11 protein-coding genes are annotated in these 19,629 nt (G+C 33.2%); 1 reads left to right on the forward strand and 10 read right to left on the reverse strand.

All coding sequences use genetic code 11. The features are described from left to right. Positions 1 to 92: 92 nt before the first annotated feature. The 3 genes from C1I91_RS25730 to C1I91_RS25740 all read right to left on the reverse strand — a co-directional run bounded on the left by C1I91_RS25730 (position 93) and on the right by C1I91_RS25740 (position 4,530). A complete protein-coding gene (locus C1I91_RS25730; RefSeq protein WP_160674498.1) occupies positions 93 to 2,060 on the reverse strand; it encodes an LPXTG cell wall anchor domain-containing protein in 1,968 nt (655 codons plus the stop codon). Positions 2,061 to 2,561: 501 nt separating this feature from the next. After that, positions 2,562 to 3,617 (reverse strand): acyltransferase family protein, encoded by a 1,056-nt coding sequence (locus C1I91_RS25735; RefSeq protein WP_128215482.1) that lies wholly within the window; start codon positions 3,615 to 3,617, stop codon positions 2,562 to 2,564. Positions 3,618 to 3,921: 304 nt separating this feature from the next. Continuing rightward, positions 3,922 to 4,530: a hypothetical protein gene (locus tag C1I91_RS25740; protein WP_128215483.1), complete on the reverse strand. Its 609-nt coding sequence runs from the start codon at positions 4,528 to 4,530 to the stop codon at positions 3,922 to 3,924. A gap of 328 nt (positions 4,531 to 4,858) precedes the next feature. Between C1I91_RS25740 and C1I91_RS25745 the strand changes: the two genes are divergently transcribed. Continuing rightward, entirely contained in the window at positions 4,859 to 5,317 is a 459-nt protein-coding gene (locus C1I91_RS25745; RefSeq protein WP_128215484.1) for a Ger(x)C family spore germination C-terminal domain-containing protein, read from the forward strand. A gap of 124 nt (positions 5,318 to 5,441) precedes the next feature. Here C1I91_RS25745 and C1I91_RS25750 read toward each other — a convergent pair whose 3' ends face one another. The 7 genes from C1I91_RS25750 to C1I91_RS25780 form a co-directional block, all read right to left on the reverse strand. Then, a complete protein-coding gene (locus tag C1I91_RS25750) occupies positions 5,442 to 12,827 on the reverse strand; it encodes an immunoglobulin-like domain-containing protein (RefSeq protein WP_128215485.1) in 7,386 nt (2,461 codons plus the stop codon). Positions 12,828 to 13,233: 406 nt separating this feature from the next. Further along, the gene (locus tag C1I91_RS25755) at positions 13,234 to 14,205 is read right to left on the reverse strand and encodes a Gfo/Idh/MocA family protein (protein WP_128215486.1); all 972 of its coding nucleotides are present in this window, start codon (positions 14,203 to 14,205) and stop codon (positions 13,234 to 13,236) included. Between the two features lie 53 nt (positions 14,206 to 14,258). Next, the gene (locus C1I91_RS25760) at positions 14,259 to 15,317 is read right to left on the reverse strand and encodes a HAMP domain-containing sensor histidine kinase (protein WP_128215487.1); all 1,059 of its coding nucleotides are present in this window, start codon (positions 15,315 to 15,317) and stop codon (positions 14,259 to 14,261) included. Then, positions 15,314 to 15,988: a response regulator transcription factor gene (locus tag C1I91_RS25765; protein ID WP_128215488.1), complete on the reverse strand. Its 675-nt coding sequence runs from the start codon at positions 15,986 to 15,988 to the stop codon at positions 15,314 to 15,316. The genes C1I91_RS25760 and C1I91_RS25765 overlap by 4 nt, the downstream gene beginning before the upstream one ends. Positions 15,989 to 16,392: 404 nt before the next feature. Then, complete coding sequence (locus tag C1I91_RS25770) at positions 16,393 to 17,496, reverse strand: radical SAM/SPASM domain-containing protein (protein ID WP_128215489.1); 1,104 nt, start codon at positions 17,494 to 17,496, stop codon at positions 16,393 to 16,395. Between the two features lie 81 nt (positions 17,497 to 17,577). Beyond that, complete coding sequence (locus tag C1I91_RS25775; protein ID WP_128215490.1) at positions 17,578 to 18,009, reverse strand: ferritin family protein; 432 nt, start codon at positions 18,007 to 18,009, stop codon at positions 17,578 to 17,580. Between the two features lie 369 nt (positions 18,010 to 18,378). Further along, positions 18,379 to 19,617, reverse strand: a complete 1,239-nt coding sequence (locus tag C1I91_RS25780; RefSeq protein ID WP_128215491.1) for a response regulator — start codon at positions 19,615 to 19,617, stop codon at positions 18,379 to 18,381. Positions 19,618 to 19,629: the final 12 nt, after the last annotated feature.

Genomic DNA, 19,629 nt, shown 5'->3' on the forward strand with positions numbered 1-19,629 from the left:
AAGCCCTTTAAACACAATTATATAGTAAAAAGAGGTGGATTTACCACCTCCTTCATTATTTTAATGTTAATTTAATTGACAGCTAAATAAAACTAGTTTAATTTAGCCACTCTTTTAAATCTAGTGATTGCAAAACCAAATAATACAAGTACTACACCTAATATAACTAAAGACATTGTTCCAAAGCTTGATCCAGTCTTAGGTAATACTTGTGCTGAGTTTGATGAATTTGAAGATTTTTCTGCTATTATGAATTTACTAAAGTGTGGAGTCTTGAAGGTCACTTTGTTGCCATCAACTTTTGTATCCATTAACTCAAACTTCTTTGTATCTTCATTATAATAGAATACAGCTAAGTTATTCTTATCTAAGCCTTTTAATTCTTCATCACTCAGATTTATAGCTATTTCTGCTGAACCATTGGCAAACTTATGTATAGCTGTTCTCTTATCACCATCTACTAATGTAAGATCAAAACTATAAAGTTTCTTTACAGCCTTTAGCCCTTTAACTATGTCAGTGTTATCTGCAACAGTTGTATCTAATACAAGCTTTGAACTGTCTGTTATTAAGCTCTTATCAACCACTGAGAATGGTAAGTTTACTATCTCATTTTGTCCAGCTTTTAATTGAAGAGATCCATTACCTTCTTTTATTGCTTTTGTATCTGCTATTGTAACTTCTACCTTGTTGCCAGAAGCTGCGCTTGTAGCATCAACTACATTTGCTGCATCTTTATCTAATTTGTTTACTGCTACTGGTAGCACTCCATTTTTTGCTGTACCTACTACTGTTTTGTTAGTAGTTGATGCTGTGGTTGTATTTTGTGTTGTTGATGAAGTAGCAGCAGTTGGAGTTGAAGTTCCTGTAGCAGTTGGAGCTGTTGACCCAGCACTTCCTGATGCACCTGTTGTGATTCCTGGAGCTGTTGTTGAATTATTGCTACCACTATTTCCTGTAGCACTTCCACCTTGTCCATTTCCTGAAGCTGGTGTTTCTGACTTTGTTTCTGGTACTGATGCATTATTTATAATTTTATATATACCAACATGATCCTTTTTATCTTCATTGTAAAAATAACCTGATAGGAATATATTGTTATCATCGTATACTGCAATAGAATCCATATTCTTATCAACTTCATATTTATTTACCCATTTACTATCTACAAACTTCTTAACAAATCCATTTTCTACAGTCCAAAAGTCGCCATTACTATCTTGTGCAAAATCATTCTTTGTTCTTGAAAATAAAACATCACCTAGCTTAGCAGTATTATTTTCAAAATTAAATTTTGAAGCAGTAACTTCGTGTTTTGAATTTTCTACTAAGGCACACAATGAGTTATTCTGAACATATAATCTAAGAATGTTATAGTTTGTTTCTCTTGGATTATCATTTATAGTGTATTCCTTTATAGAACCATCCTTATTAATTATCTTTATATATTCATCAACTGAACCATATCTTGTAAATAACCCATAAATATTATCTCCAGATTTATCAGTAGCGCTATTTTGTAGACTATACTCACTACCATACTCGATTACCTTGTTTGATGGTGAAACTAAACCATGTACATATTCAGATTTATAGTCACCATAATACTGATACCATCTGTCACCATAAATATGATATACATCTATTTTCGCATTGTTACCATACTTATTTTTTGTAGCATTTTTTTGTTCTTCAAAGCTGTAATCGCCTACAGTTTCTCCCTTTTCTAAATCATAAACATATAAATGACTTCCTTTTTCATCTTCTTTATCTAGAACATATTTTGATCTTCCAAGATAATCAGATATATAGCCATCAAGTTTTTTAGCTTTAGTATCTTTAATATAAGTTAAAGATACTTCTCTATCGCTGAAATCAATCGTAGCAAGAGAATTATCCTTATAAATCAGCTTATCCATTGCATATCCCTCAGTATAATCTAAAAACTTAGGAACACTCTCTTCTGCATTTACTATTTTGCTAATTAGGCTTGTAGGAATAACCGTTACAACAAAAAAGTAAACTAAAAGCAAACTAAACACTTTCTTAAAATTTTTCATTTCTTTTCCCCCTATTATATAATTTACCATAATATTATATTATATTTCATATTATTACAAAAGTTGACATAACATTTAAAAACTCCTCTTTTATAGTTCTTTTTATTATTTATCTCAATTTCTCATTTAATTTCTTATCAGTTCTTTTTTTTGTACAGCTATTATAATAAAACCTAATATAATATTAAAAGACACTTCATATACTATAAATTTTCTAGTGAAAACTTTTAACCATTGATTTTTAGAAAAAAATACTGAAAGAAGTGCATTCCAGCGCCTTTTTAACCGTATACATTTTATACTAATACATTTTTTTGTACTCAATAACTTTATTTAAATCTCATTCCATAATATACCTTATTCCAGTTTTTTTTACTGCTTCAGTATTTACCGTAAAATCCATTCTAAACCCTTTAAGTTACCAGCTTTAGCTATCAATTGTTTATAACTGTCTAAACAGTAAAGAAGCTGCTGGCTCATTGCCAACAGCTAATAAAAATCCTAATTTAGTTGTTTCACAGATCTTCCTGTAGCCCAGGGTATGTTATTGTTAAATAGTTTGAAAAATAGCTTTTGTATTACTGCAGCCTTTAAAACTGCTATAAGTATCTTATATATTACTTGTCCTGTTTTTAATTGTATCCCCATAAAACCTAGCACTTGAAAAACTATTATCATAGAGACTCTTTCAAAACCACATAATATAATAGTATTTTTACCCATATCAGCTAAATACGTAGATTTGCTCAATGAAAAGGCTACAATTATATTAGCAGCAATTAAAATAAATGTTATGAATAAAGTAATTATTTGAGCAACTGTAGTATTTATAAACGCAATTGATGATATATCAGAATGTCTCCTAATAGCCTCATCTAATACAGAGAACTTACAGTAAATATAGAATGTAACTATCAAAGTTATGATACCAAACATTTTAATAATTTTTTTAGTTTTATCGTCAGTCTTACTCATCGATAAGCTTTCTAACTTAGGATAAATTAAATCACCTATACAATAAAAAAACGTATAGTATATAGCGCTATCTATATTTAAAAACATTGTTGTATTAAAAGGCATTTTAAGAAAAAATGCACTCATAATAGTCATAGTAAATGTTATTATGACTATTAAAATAGATTTTTTCAAAATTCTATTTAATATGTAATAAATTATTTGTATTGAAAATAAGCAAGTTAAAAACCATAATTGAACGGCAAAATCGATATGATCCCTAACTCCAAACAAACCTTGTGTTAAAAAAGCAGGAATCTTACTTACATCTCCATTATTAACAACTATTTCAACAACTATATTAATAGCACAAAAGAACATATAAGGCACTAGGGTTCCTTTTATACATTTTATAATATAATCTTTTGCTGTTAATACTTTTCTCCTAGAGAAGAAAAAACCTGATAAAAAAAAGAATAGTGGAACATGATATCTAAATACGAAAGTTGTAATTATGTCTTGTGGTCCTATATGACCGATAAAAATAGCTAATATTGCAAGTCCTTTACAAACATCAACCCATTCTACCCTTTTAGTCTCCATTATAATGCCCTCCTGTATATGTCAGCTTCTCTTTCATTTAGATTATACATTAGAAAACTCATCTTATCAATTTTCAGCAATTATCTACAATAATTTATATTATACATCAAAAAGAGCCACTAGCAACATTTACGCCATCAGTGGTCTCTTTCGCAGTTTAGTAGTATTATACTTTCTATAATATAAAATATTATATCTTAAATTAATAACAATACTCCTATATTTAATTATATTGTACAAGCTCCTCAAAGCATCAGATACCTAACCACTTAATTTCAACACAAAGATTTTACAGCGCCTACCGTTATTTAAATAAATCCTTAAGAATACCTAAATTATTTTTAATATATTCCCTCAAATCTACTTTTATCTTTATAGAACTGCCTTCTACCTTAGCTTCATTAATCTTTATTTTCTGTAGCTTTAATATTATCTTACTCTGTGCTTCATCTATATAGATAAGATCATTTTCATGGTTCTTAAGCTCTTTCATCACTGTACTGTTTGATATTTTTATCTTTCCTATCTGAGCACTTTGCAAAGCTAATACGATGTTATTATTCTCTGTACCTACATCAAATACCATCTTGTATTGAGAGTTTAAAGAACCTATTAAGTTTACTTTTTGATAAAAAACTATGTTATTATTTTCTATTTGAGCCTTAAAATCATGGACATTATTGTTTGCAGCAATTAATGTATTTAATTTAGTTTCATCTATGGAAAGATTTAAGGAAAAGTTTTTAAGATCTAAAGCCTTAGTGTCTAGTAAATTGCTATCCGAGGCATTTACCTTACTTTTATCGAAGTAATCCACTTCTTTTTCAGGCTTTATTAAGAATATTCCTACCCCTATAAGTATAATTAATACAATTATTATCGTAGAACCTGCTATTTTTGTTCTTCTTTTCATAAAAGACCATCCAATCTTATTAAATTTTGCTAGTAGCCTACGTATTGCCTAGGCAATTATCGGCTTTGCAATCAGCTTAATATTCACTATCTTTGTTTCACACATAATTATATATATGTCATTATACACACTTTTTATTTATATTATCAATGCTCTGCTTCTTATGTTTATTTTAGCATTTTAACAGCCATACTAATCTAGAAAGTAATAGCAGTTAGTAATTTTATATCTCCTAGATCTATAGGCAATAGCATTAACGAATAAATAGAATTAACGTTTATAGAAAGTTGTTTCATATAAAAATATACAGGATTTTAGCTGATGTCCATTGGAAAAAGATGAGTCCAAGTTTTTTAATATTTTAAATAACACTATCAGATCCAGCTCATTAGAATACAATTATGATGGGAACAAAGTTCCCATGGGGTTTGGAATAAACAAATCTAAAACAAAAATAAAAATTAAAAAACCATATAATAACAACCTAACCTTTGATATAAAAACACAAATAGATGCTGCCTTAGAAGAGGTCAGCGAAGACTACAAAGATACAAATCGTATTGAAGAAGAGCTTGAACTTTATATTAAGGATAAACTAACTCATCTTTGCGAAAAACTCAAAGAGAATAAGTTGGATACTCTTAATCTTCAGCGGATATATTGGGCTAAAAACTCTTCTTACAACCTTTCAGATGATTGGCTGGAAGGTAAGTATAGCAAAGTTAACTTCAATATAAGCGTTAAAGTTGATATAAACTCATCTGGTGTATTAAAGATGAGATATTAATTTCAATAAAATGAAAAGCTGCTACCTTAGCTTAACGCCTTGGTAGCAGCCTTCTATAATTTTTCTAACTACTTTTTACTTAAACTTCCTATTATAAGAATAACCTTTTTAATATGTTAAGCTACTACATATTAGTCTTCTTGTTTCTTCTCATAACTACATATCCTAGAGCAACTAACATGAATCCTGCTAGAGCTACAGAACCTGTATTGATTGGTGATCCAGTCTTAGGAAGATTGTCAGTAGTAGTTATAGTTGTTGGCTTTGATAATGCATTTGACTCTACAACAAAGTAATCTGAACAGTGATTTGTCACGTAAGACACATAACCTTCGCTATCAACTTGTACAGTTTTAGCTACTATATCATAGTTGTTCTTGTCTGTATAGAATCTACCAACATCAACAGTCTTATTTGCCCATTGCTTTCCTACATAAACCTTAGCAGTAGCCTTACCTGGTAAGTAACCATCGTAAGTATATGAGAATGTAGCATACTCAACTTCTTTTCCTGCATCAGATTTAAGTTTATTTCCAATGGTGCTTATAAGCTCAGCAGATGGTTCCTTTAAGGATAAATCTATCTTGTCCATTCCTGCAAACTTATCTGCAGTTATGTCCTTACCATTAAATGTCCAACCTACCTTATTTCCAACAAAGCTTAAGGAAATATCTTTACCATCAATTGCACTAAAGAACTTAGTATCAACTACTGGTTTTTCTTCTATACCTACTTTTACTGTTTTTCCTTCATAATTTGTGTTTCTCTTTTCGATAGACATTATGAATAGATCTACTAGGTAATCTCTGTTTCCACCAATATTAAGTTCATTTGCTTTAGTTATACTTGCCTTGTCTTTGTCAGTTGGATCAATAAGCTCTCCACCGCTGTTTAAGTCATAAAGCACTGGAACGGTTCCTTTTAACTTAATACTAAAGTCCTTAGTATCGCTTATCTTTCCTTTTGATATAGTTGCAGTTAACTTAACATCTGTGTCAAATAGTGGTCTTGCAAGTGTTCCGTCCTTAGAAACTAAACCTGATGGATTAGATGCCCAAGTTATAGCAGTTCCATTTGAACCATTGCCAGATAGTATAAGTGGTTTAGTAACACTAGTTGCACTATCACCATCTGCATATTTCACTTGTAAGCTGTCCTTATCTGAACTTACTGACTGAGTATCATTAAGAACTACAGTCTTATTTATAGCATTATCAGCCAAGGTTACAAACTTAAAGCTTACCACCTTATTGTTTCCATCTAACTCATAAACTCCTAAGTATTTATTCTTAGTGTAATCACCAAGAGCTATATCACTACCTGAGGTATATGGATTAGTAACAAATGTTCCTGTTGGTGCTGTATCTCCTACATTAGGTGTTGTTACAGTGCCGTCTAAAACTTTAACTGCTAGGTGGTTTCCTTGTGCTGCTGTTCCAGTTATCTTAGTTGTTCCTGTAGCTGTTCCTACCGCTGAAGTTAAAGTAACTTCTGGAGCTGTTCTGTTAATTTGTTCATTTGTTAAAGTTACTGCTTTGAAGCCTACAACCTTGTTGTTTGAATCTAATTCATATACACCTAGATATTTATTCTTAGCGTAATCTCCTAAGCTAATATCTGAACCTGAAGTATATGGATTTATCTTTACAAGAGCTGATGGAAGTACATCTCCCTTGCTAGGAACTTTAACTACTGTGTCTGATACTATAACTGCTAGGTGATTGCCTATAGCTGCATTTGCCAATACCTTAGTTTTTCCTAAAGTAGATCCCTTTGCAGCAGCTGCTGCCAAGTCATAAGAAGCTGTATTGATATCTTCATTTGTTAAAGTAACTTGCTTAAAGCCTACTACCTTACCATTTGCATCTACTTCATAAACTCCTAGGTACTTGTTCTTTGTGTAGTCTCCAAGGTTTATGTCGGTTCCAGAAACGTATGGGTTTGTTACTCCTGTTCCTGTTGGTGCTGCATCTCCTACATTTGATGTTGGAAGTGTAGTGTCTGATACCTTAACCACTAAGTGGTTTCCTTGCCCTACTGTTGCTGTAACCTTAGTTTCTCCTAAAGTTGTTCCCTTCTGAGGTGCTACAGTCACTTCTGGAGCTGTTCTATTGATGTCTTCATTGCTTAAAGCTACTAATCTAAAGCCTACAACTTTGTTGTCAGCATCTAATTCGTATACTGCTACGTACTTGTTCTTTGTGTAATCTCCTAAGTTTATATCTGAACCTGAAATATATGGATTTATTATTCCAAGTCCTTGCGGCATTGCATCACCTTTGTTTGGTATTGCTACTACCGCATCTGATACCATAACTGCTAAGTGGTTACCTATTGCTGATTGTGCTATTATCTTAGTCTTTCCTAAAGCACTTCCCTTATCTGCTGCTGCAGCTATATCAGCTGAAGTTCTGTTTATATCTTCATTTGCTAAAGTTATTAGCTTAAAACCTACAACTTTATTGTTTGAATCTACTTCGTAAACTTCTAAATATTTATTCTTAGCATAATCTCCTAAGCTAATATCTGTTCCTGATACATATGGGTTTGTTACTCCTGTTCCTGTTGGCACTGCATCTCCTACATTTACATTTGTAGTTGCTGTGTCTGAAACCTTAACCACTAGGTGATTGCCATTGCCAGCTGTTGCTGTAACCTTAGTATCTCCTACCTTTGTTCCTGACTCTGCATCTGCAGTTACTTCTGGAGCTGTTCTGTTTATGTCTTCATTTTGAAGAGTGATTGTCTTGTAACTTACTATGTTTCCATCCTTGTCTACTTCATAAACTCCTAGATATTTATTCTTAGTGTAATCTCCAAGGTTTATGTCAGTTCCAGAAACATATGGATTAGTTACTCCTGTTCCTGTTGGTGCAGCTTCTCCCTTGTTTGCAACTGGAAGTTCTGTATCAGAAATCTTAACTAAAAGGTGGTTACCATTTCCTGCTGTAGCATTGATCTTAGTCTCACCTAAAGTAGTTCCTTTTTCAACTGTTGCAGTAACTTCTGGTGCAGTTGTATTTATATCTTCATTAGTTAATACAACTTCTTTAAAGCCTACTATCTTGCCATCTTTATCTACTTCATAAACTCCTAGATACTTATTCTTTGTGTAGTCTCCAAGGTCTATGTCAGTTCCAGAAACATATGGGTTTGTTACTCCTGTTCCTGTTGGTGCTACATCTCCTACATTTACTACTGGAAGGGTAGTGTCTGAAACCTTAACTACTAAGTGGTTTCCTTCTCCTACTGTTGCAGTAACTTGAGTCTTACCTCCAGTTGTTCCTTTCTCTGGAGCTACAGTAACTTCTGGTGCCGTTCTATTGATCTCTTCATTTGTTAAAGTAACTTGCTTAAAGCCTACTACCTTATCATTTGAGTCAAGTTCGTAAACAGCTAGATACTTATTCTTAGTGTAATCTCCTAAGTTTATGTCTGCTCCTGAAGTATAAGGATTAGTTACCCCTTCACCTACTGGTGCTGAATCTCCTATATTTACCGCTGGAATCTCTGTAGCTGAAACCTTCACTGCAAGGTGATTTCCGTTTCCTGCAGTTGCTGTAACCTTAGTATTACCTAAAGTTGTTCCTTGCTCAGGATCTAAAGTAACTTCTGGTGCTGTTCTGTTAATATCTTCATTTGTCAAAGTTACTGCCTTAAAGCCTACAACTTTGCCATTTGAATCAACTTCATAAACAGCTATATACTTATTCTTAGTGTAATCTCCAAGGTTTATGTCAGTTCCTGAAACGTATGGATTAGTTACTCCTGTTCCTGTTGGTTCTTCATCACCTATGTTTACTGTTGGTATTTCTGCATCAGAAACCTTAAGTACTAAATGATTGCCAGTTCCTGCTGTTGCAGTTATCTTAGTTTCTCCAGTGTTTGTTCCTTTTTCTGGAGCTACAGTAACTTCTGGCGCTGTTCTGTTTATCTGCTCATCATCTAAAATTATAGTCTTAAAGCCTACAATCTTATCATTCTTATCTAATTCATAAACGCCTAAGTATCTATTCTTAGTATAATCACCTAAGTTAACATCTGTACCTGAGGTATAAGGATTAGTTACTCCTTCTCCTACTGGTGCTGCATCACCTATGTTTACTGAAGGCAATGCCTTGTCTGAAATCTTAACTGCTAAGTGGTTTCCTGTTCCTGCTGTTGCAGTTACCTGAGTCTTACCAGTGCCAGTTCCTTTTTCAGCATCTGCAGTAACTTCTGGTGCTGTTCTGTTTATGTCTGCATCACTTAAAGCTATTAGCTTAAAGCCAATTACATTATTATCTGAATCTAATTCATAAACTGCTACGTATCTGTTCTTAGTATAATCACCTAAGTTAATATCTGTACCTGAAGTATATGGATTAGTTATTCCAAGGCCTAACGGCATAGCATCACCTTTATTTGGTGCTGAAACTGCTATTTCAGATACCATAACTGCTAGATGATTTCCTATTCCAGCTGTTGCATTTATCTTAGTTCTACCTAAAACATCTCCTTTTTCAGGACTTGCTACTATTTCAGGAGAAACTCTATTTACATCTTCATTTGTTAAAGTTATAAGTTTGAAACCTACCACTTTTTCATTTGAATCTAATTCATAAACACCTAAGTATTTATTGTTTACATAGTCCCCTAGGTTTACATCTGTTCCTGAGGTATATGGATTTGTTATTCCTAAACCTGTTTCCATATAATCTCCTGTGTTTGGAGTTCCTAGAGGTACGTTTGAAACCTTAACTGCTATATGGTCACCGATTCCTGGAACTACGTTAACCTTTGTGCTTCCATTGTTAGTTCCTTGTCCAACATTAGCCACTATAGCTTTAGCTTCTCTGTTTATATCTTCATTTGATAAGTTTACTAGCTTAAAGCCTACAACTTTTTCATTTGTATCTAATTCATATACTGCTATATATTTGTTAACAGTGTAATCGCCAAGATCAATATCTGTGTTTGAAGTATATGGGTTAGTCACTCCTACTCCTGTTGGAGCATCATCGCCTATGTTTGCAGTTGATACAACTGTTGAAGAAACTTTAACTGCTGTATGGTTACCAGGTTGAGGTGATGTTATAAGCTTACTTTGTCCTGTAGTGCTGCCTTTTTCTGGATCTGCTGTTATAGCTGGAGCTGCTATATTTATTTCATTAGTTGTTAGTTCTAGCAATCTGAACCCTACAACCATATTATCTCCGTCTAATTCATATACACCTACATACTTATTTTGAGTGTAATTACCAAGATATAAATCAGAACCTGGAACATAAGCATTAGTAACTCCTTCTCCTGTTGGAGCTGGATCACCTATATAAGGTGTCTTCAGAGTAGAGTCTGAAACCTTTACTGCAATATGATTGCCAAAGCCTGGAGTAACATTTATCTTAGTATCTGCAGTATTACTGCCTTTTTCTGCACTAGCATTTATTAGTTTAGCAGTAGTATTTACTTCTGCTGCTGATAACTTTATTAGCTTAAAGCCTAGAACCTTATCATTTTGATCAAGCTCGTATACTCCTAAATACTTATTTAAGGTATAGTCTCCAAGATTTATATCTGAACCTGAGTTATAAGGATTGTATACTCCTCCACCTATTGGAGCATTATCTCCTTCTACTGGAGTTTCTATAAGGTTATCAGAAACCTTAACTGCAATGTGATGAGTTACATCTGAAGTATTTACCATAACTCTAGTTTCCTGACTATTAGTTCCCTTTACTGCTGTTGCATCTACTGAGCTTGGTATACCATAGATCTGGCTATCTTGAAGATTAATAAGCTTAAAGCCTACAACCTTCTCACTGCTGTCTAGTTCATATACTCCTAAATATCTATTTATGTTGTAATTATCTAAATTAATATCATTACCTGCTACATATGGATTAGTAACTGCTGTACCTGTTGGTGCTGCATCTCCCTTATTCGGAGTAGCAATCGTAGCATTTGAATATTTCACTGCTAAGTGATTGCCATCAGCTGGAGCTGCATTTACTTTGGTGTCCCCTACCTGTGTTCCTTTAGCTGCAGTGGCAGTTAAAGCTGCTGCTGGTTCTTGAGTTGGAGTAGGCTGAGATGAACCACCAGTTGATGCTTCTCCCCCATCTAAAGCTCCATTGAGGCTTATTATTCTTTCCTTTGTTGGACTTCCATAAAGTATAGATATCTTACCTGCACTTGTTGGATTTTCAGAGGTATTATAGGTTACACTTATCTCTCCCGTCTGCCCTGGGCTAAGAGTACTCCCCACACCAGTTCTGTTTACAGTAAAGTCTCCTGTAGCTTTAATGTCTACAATATTTATAGACTGCTCTGATATATTAGTTATAGTTACTTTCTTAGTTAGTTCGTTAGTAGCTGCATTAAAGAACAAGCTACTGTTTGATACCTTAAGATCATAGCCCTGAAGCTTTCCTCCAAAGACTTTAAGATATATTTGTCCATTGCTTTCATATAAGAATAATACATCTCCGTTTGTTGAGTTAATTGATGCGTTAGCTACTGTTGTCTGAGCAACCTGCTGTGCAGCTCCAAAGGTTTCTCCTAGATCACCGCTTACCGCATAGTATACATAGCTTCCATCTGAGAATCCAGTTACTACGTTTCCATACCAGTCATCACTTAAGGATCTACCTTGAGAAACTTGGTTATTACCCATATCTGGCGTTGTTGAAATTCCAGTTGACAAGTTAACCTTTACACCACTACTGCTTTGACCTGCGATAAGCAAGTAGCTTGCGTCGGCTGTTGCAGCAATGCTTCCAACTGAGTAGAACACTTGATTTCCTGGCATATGTGGTGCACTAAAGGTCTGTCCATGATCAGTACTTATATAATAAGTAATGCTTGGATTATCTTTTTGAACTATTACATTGTGAGTGAATGGATCTACATGCACATCTGAGAATACATATGACTCATTAAAATCATAATGAGAGAAAGTATCTCCTCCATCTTCACTCTTATAAAAGTTTTGTCCATTTTTATCAATGAAATATAAATAGTTACCATCTGTAGTCATATGTACACTCGATCCCATACCCATCATTCCCATACCATTGGATGCACCTACATCTACTGGTTGAGAGAAGGTTGCTGCATGATCAGTACTTCTTGAAAGCTTAATCATGCTGTTTTCTATCCAGGTTACATATACTATCCCCGATGATGATACTGCTACTTCAGCTTCATAGTTAGAGTTATAAACACTTACACTTGGGATAAAGCTTGCACCATTATCTGTGCTTTTGGCTACTCTGATACCTTCATTACTTCTGTAAACTGCATATATAGTTCCATCAGAACCAACAGCAAGCTTTCTTGAAGTATTTCCGTTTTGTAGTGTTGGACTACTTCCAACATCACTGACTAAAAGCGCCCCATAAAGGCTGCCATCAGTGTCTGCTTTTGCAATAAGTGATTTGTTTATTCCAGATAGTTGTACTACATCTACCAAAAGCATAGCAAGTACAACAAGGAACGTCACAAATCGTTTAGCGCTTTTGCTCCTCATAAGATCCCCCTTACTTCAAATCTTTATTTTTTTATTATAAGTAAACTTTATCAAAAAGTTCTCACAAAATTCTCACAAGAGCATATCTCACAGATCAAATTATTACTAGTAATTGTTTACACCTTTAGAAGTATACCTTTGAGTATGCTAAAATTACAAAAATGCATATGGGCAAAGTGTGGCAGGCTTCATAATCCCTCTTTTTTTATTTTTTCTCCTATGCCTGCATCTAAGCGTTGTACACATCCTTATCCAAAGCTTTATCCACAATATATTTTCCTAGGAAAAACACAAGGTTTTTCATTATACTTTTGTTATGACTTTAAATTTTGTAATGTATTCTTAAAGAATAAAAAAAACCAGCATTATTATAATGCTGGCTATCTAACCTTATACAAACTAATTTTTAATACTTTTGAGCTCCGCACTGTAATAAAACCTTATCGAATATTTCAGCACAGTCTATTGTATCCTTTAATGGTACTATATCACTCTCTAATTTATCTTCTTTATATAAACTGACAAAATGCTCTATCTGATAGATAAATCCATCCTGGAATTCCTCTTCAAACACTTCAACTAGATTATTCTGCCTATCGTATCTCTCACATCTTTTAGGCCCTAAGAAATCATATACTACTATATGTCCATTTGAACCATATATATGTGCATCTCTATTAGTTTCAGCTGTAAATCCGCAGCTTAATGTAGCTAATGCTCCGCTTCTAAACTTCATGTTCATCACCACAAAGTCATCCACTCCACTTTTACTCATAGTTGCTAGACTGTTTACGGTGTCAGGCTTTTCACCTAGTATACCAGTGGTAAATTCTATTGGGTACACACCAGCATCGTACAAGCTTCCTCCTGCAAGTTTAGGATTGTATAATCTATTTTCAGCATCAAAGGGAAAATTGAAAGCAAATGAAGCGCTAACAAGTTTTACTTCACCTATCTTACCTTCATCAACCCACTTCTTGGCCATCCTTGTTGTTGGAATGCATCTTGACCACATAGCTTCCATTAGGAGAACCTTTTTCTCTTTAGAAAGCTTACATAATTCCTCTGCATCCTTCTTATTTGTAACCATTGGTTTTTCACATATTACAGGTTTATTGTTCTCTAAACATAACTTAACCATATCAAAGTGAAAATTATGAGTTAGAGCTATATAAATAACATCAACTTCCTCATCTTTTATTAGATCAATATAACTATTATATGCCTTCTTTGATCCAAACTTTTCTTTAAAAGCTTCAGCTCTTTCTCTACTTGAAGAAGCTACTGAGTTAAGTTCTACCCCCTTAGTGTTAACTAAAACCTTTGCAAACCTAGAAGCTATAGCTCCTAATCCTATTATCCCAAATCTAACAACCATATACCCATCTCCCTTTTTTATGAATCCTCTACACTCCTATTAAACCACAAATTTCAATTTTCTATAATGGGTAATGTTATTATGAACTTAGTTCCTTCACCAATGTTGCTTTCAAAGGTTATAGTTCCTTGACATATTTCCACTATCCTTTTTACGATAGCTAGACCTAAACCATTACCTTCCTCAGCTCTTGAGGTATCTTCCTGATAAAACTTTTCATAAATTCTACTTTTACCTTCCTCTGATATACCTATTCCATAATCCTCTATCTCTACTATAACCTTTTTATCAAAAGTCTTTAAAGAAATATTTATCTTCCCCTTAGAGTTTGAGAACTTTATAGCATTGCTTATTAAATTAAGCCAAATTTGTTGAATAAGCTCTTCATCTCCGTCATATGTAAGTTCTTCTAGTTCAATATTAAGCTCCAGATCCTTTTGGGTCCACTGATCTTCTAATAACAATATAGTCTTCCTTATCTGCTCATCCAAGGAAAATCTTTTTATTTCATTTTGAATTACTTGATTGTCAAGTCTAGAAAGCCTAAGTATATTTGAACACAAATTGTTAAGTCTTTTTGTTTCTTCTATTATAATGTCTGTGTATTCTTCAAATCTTTCTCTTGGAAGATTTTTATCCTTTAATATCTCTACAAAGCCTTGAATAGATGCTATCGGTGTCTTAAACTCATGAGATACACTACTCATAAAATCTTTTCTCAAGTATTCCATGCTTTTAAGCTCTTCTATCATACTGTTAAAATTATTTGCCAAAACTCCTATTTCATCTTCACACTTAGCCTTGATCTTAATATCAAAATTCCCTTTTGCTATTTCTTTTGTGCTATCACTTAACTGTTTTATAGGTTTTATTATATGTTTTGTCACATAAAATACAGTAATAGAGCCTATTAAAGCACATATAATCAACGTTATTATAAGAAGGACTATTTGGGTTATATCCTTTTCTCCAACATAAAAGTAAATATTCAAGTATTTAAATATTTTATCTAATACTAGTGCAAAACCTAAGGATACCGCACAAGAAAAACATAATATACTTATAAAGGTAAGTGTAACTTTTGCTCTTATAGAGTTTGCTATCTTTTTCATATATATTTTTCCACCTTATACCCTAGTCCTCGAATGGTTACTATCTTAAATTCTGTTAGGTTATCAAATTTTTTTCTAAGTTTTTTGATATGACTATCTACGGTTCTTTCATCTGTATCTATATCCATACCCCATATCTCATCCATAAGCTGCTGTCTTGTAAATATTTTATTAGGATAACTCAATAATTTGAACAGTAGATAGAATTCTTTTTTTGGCAATTCATAAACTTCATCTCTTGTAGTAACTGTAAGGTGGTCATAGTTTAAGACTACATCGCCTATTACAATCTTACGCTCTGTTGATATCTTAGCTCTTCTTAAAAGAGCGGCAACTCTTAAAACCATCTCATTCATATCTATTGGCTTAACCATATAGTCATCTGTTCCTAGCTCGAAGCCTTTTTCCTTGTCCTCAAAGCTTTCTTTTGCCGTTACCATAAGTATAGGTATGTTGTAATCTGCTTCTCTTAGTGATTTTGTAAGCTCATAGCCATCAACCTTAGGCATCATTATATCACTGATAATCAGATCTATATGAGTACCTTCCATAAGCTCTAAAGCCTTTTCCCCATTCTCAGCTTGATAAACCTCATAACCAGACTGCTCTAGTTTCGCAGCCATGAGCTTTCTTATATTTCTACTGTCTTCCACCACTAGTATACGAAACATTATACCCCTCCTGTAATTCTGATAACTTTCTTATAATTATTTTTTTGCGCATCTGCCTTTTCTGAACGTATGTGAAGAAATTCTGGCAGGCGACATATTCTCTATTTTAGTCTTTATTTTAATAGCATTCTTAATATACTTAAGATTAGATATATAAAAAATGAATGTTTAAATAAAGAGTAAAACTGTATTGTTCCAACGTAGTGAGTTTACAGTTTTAGCCAAAGATGCATCACTTCAATCGTTAAACTATTTTCAAGACTCTGCTGGGTTCTGAGCAGAGATTTTGAAAATATAAAATCATTATGAAGTGATACATCGGTGGAATATTACAAAATCATATTAATTCTTTGCGCAAGCTCATTAAAGCATCGGATGCGCAAGCACTTAATTTCAACGCATTATTACATCAATACTCCTTCTCCAAGTAGTTTCTTTACTTCCTCTTCTTTTTCAAATAGAACACATCCACCAGCATGGTCTCCCGAAAGCACCTCATACTGTTTTAGCTTTTTAAATAAAGGTGATTGCAGCGCTTCAAGCAAAGTACAATCCTTTATATTTTTATCTGAGTATGGTGAAAATGGACATGGTTCTGCTCCGCCGTTAGTATTTATGTGGAAAAACCCTCTTCCTGCTGCAAGACATCCTCCAGTATACTTTTCATCTCCAGGGAAGGATACAAAAATTGCATCTTCATATTCTACTCTCAATTTTCCTTGTTCTACTTCTAGTATGTCTCGTTCTACATCACTAGGTGCTAGATGCTTTGTGCTTTCTGCTACTGGTACGTACTCTACAAATACCATTGCTCTACAGCCCTTATTATATAGCTTATCAAAAAATTCTTTACTTGTAACTGTTGAAATATTTTCTGTAGTAACAGTAACGGAAGCGCCGTATAATATTCCCTTTTTATTAAGAGAATCCATTACCTTCATAAGAGTGTCATAGGTTCCAGCTCCTCTTCTGCTATCAGTTTGCTCCTTATTTCCCTCTATACTTAAAATTGGTACAAGATTTCTGTTCTTATCAAGTAATTTTAAATAATCTTCATCTATCATTGTGCCATTTGTAAATATAGGGAACATTATTTCTTTAACAGCTGATGCCTTCTCTATAACATCTCTTCTCATAAATGGCTCTCCACCAGCTAAAAGTATAAATGGTATTCCTATCTCTCTTGCTTCTTTAAAGATTTCTCCCCATCTTTCTGCGGACATTTGATTCTTATCTAAGCCTTCTCCACAAGATTTATTTGCTCTAGCATAACAGCCTTTACAAAATAAATTACAGGTACTTGCTATACTAGAAATTAAGAAAGCAGGTATGTCTTGTCCATTAGCTTCAAAAGCGTCTCTTTTCTTTTTTGCTTCCTTGCTGGCTAGCATATATTTAACGATAAAAGCTGTCTCTCTTGGGTTCTTGAAAGATGCCTTCACTATATTATTTACTATATTTTCTACCCCACCACTCATATACTCTGATATATTAAAATCATTATTCATAAACCTTTTCCCCTTATTATTAATTGTTGTAATATTAAATTTATGCTATTTTTAAACACAGTCCTTTAACAGAGCCTAAATTTATTTAGCTTCAAAAGCCTCACTATATATTTTTGAGTGTGCTATTTCATCTGGAAGTATTCTTTTTAAGGCTTTAATATAGTCCTTATTGCCACCTTCAGCTATCTTTTTTTCAATCTCTACCGAAACCTTTGCTTCATTGTCACTGATCATCTTCAACTTCTTATTTAGCGGCATTGGTCTTAGCATATGTCCAACACACTTACCAACAGCAATACAAACCTTCTCTTCTTTCAATTCTATATTATATTGTTTTTGATAAAAATGTTTAAATATTCTTCCATGCATATGTTCTTGCTTGCCTGCTTCTTGTAAATGCTCTCCAAAATTAGGCTTAAAGTTTTTGTATTGCTTTCCAAGCACCGTATACAAACCAAAGGCAAACATCTCTGTTCGAAAACTTTTTCTCACTTCTGCTTTTAAATTATCCATAATTACTCCTCACATAGCATAATAAATGCATCATATAAATATACCACTTCATAATAAAATTTATATTTCAAATTCTCCATTCAAAATCCAGCGGAGCTTTGAAAATATATTTCGAATTGAAGTGATATATCTTTAAAAATATACTTCGAATTAAAATGGTTCATATATAGTATATCTCTCTTATGTGTCCTAAATATGACCTAAGTAAAACTAAAAAAGACTTTTATAGATTCATATTTATTGTTTACCTTAAGTAGCAAATCTAAACTCTTGATACTCTAAGGTTTAGCCAGCAAAAGATTTTACACTTTCCTAGAAAGTAAAAAAGACTGTTAATCCTAGATTATATGATTAACAGTCTTTAATATTCTAAATTCCCAAAGTATTTATTAGAGCATTATATAGCTCTATAGTAGTTTTTCTAGGCTTTACATCAAGCTCTTTTTCTAAAGTCTCCTGCATATCTTTATAAAACTTCATAAGCTTTATTCTATCCCCTTTATAGAAATAGATTTTCATCATAAGCTCATATACTTCTTCATTGTAAGTATTGTATTGAAGTAGCTTAGACAAGTATCTGATGGCTAAGTCATACTGTCTTTTGTCAATATAATAGTGTGCAAGCTTCATTGTTGTTTCAGTATATATGTCATTTAATTTTTGACTTTCATCTATGGCCCATATATAGCCCTTATTCCCATAAAGCTCACCTAGATATAAATCCAGTATAGCCTTAATCTGACTAGCATTGCTATCATCTAAAGTCCTATACTTTTCAAGCTTTCTAAAGTCCCAAAGATCGCAATAAAACAAATCTATATTTAAGGTATAACATCCATTTTTATACTTTATAAATTCTTCTATAAAACCTGCTTTTTTAAAGGAGGTCTTAAGTCTGTATATGGTGCTATGTAGGTTATGCTCAGCCTTTTTTTCTGGAAAGTCAGCCCAAAGCAGTTCACACAACTTCCATTTCTCCACTGGGCGGCCCTCACTAAGTACAAGATACGCAAACAGTTCCTCAACCTTTGAGGTTTCAAACTTGACCTGACTCAAAGACGAAGCATTATTGCTTTCAGTAGATACAATAAGCTGTCCAAAGGATATAATTGAGCATCTTTGATCCTTTTTATCTTCAGCTCTAGTACTGCTAGAAGCTTCAGCATCTTTACTTATATTAATATTCTCCTCAGCCTCACTAGCTGCTTTGACATTTCTTTCATGCCCCTTTGATATTATAAGCGGATACCTTTTTATAAGCTTATCCACTGTCCTATTTACCTGTTCTTCTGTTACAGGCTTTAAAATATAATCCGAAGCTTCTACCTTAAATGCATCGAAGGCATATTCTTTGTACGCAGTAGCAAAAATTATCTTTATATCATAATTTAAGTCTTCTAAGGCTTCAGCAAAAGCTATTCCATTAATTCCTGGCATCTCTACATCTATAAATGCCACATCTGGCTTCAATAATTTTATCTGTTCAAGAGCCTCTCTAGGATTTGAGAAGGCTCCTACTATTTCTATATTTTTATTCTTACTTATTAGGTATTTCATAAGATTAAGTGTTGGCAGTTCATCATCAATAATGATAGCTGATAATCTCAAAAACTTTGCACC

This window comes from Clostridium manihotivorum (assembly GCF_004015185.1).
Taxonomy (GTDB): Bacteria; Bacillota; Clostridia; order Clostridiales; family Clostridiaceae; genus Clostridium_AR; species Clostridium_AR manihotivorum.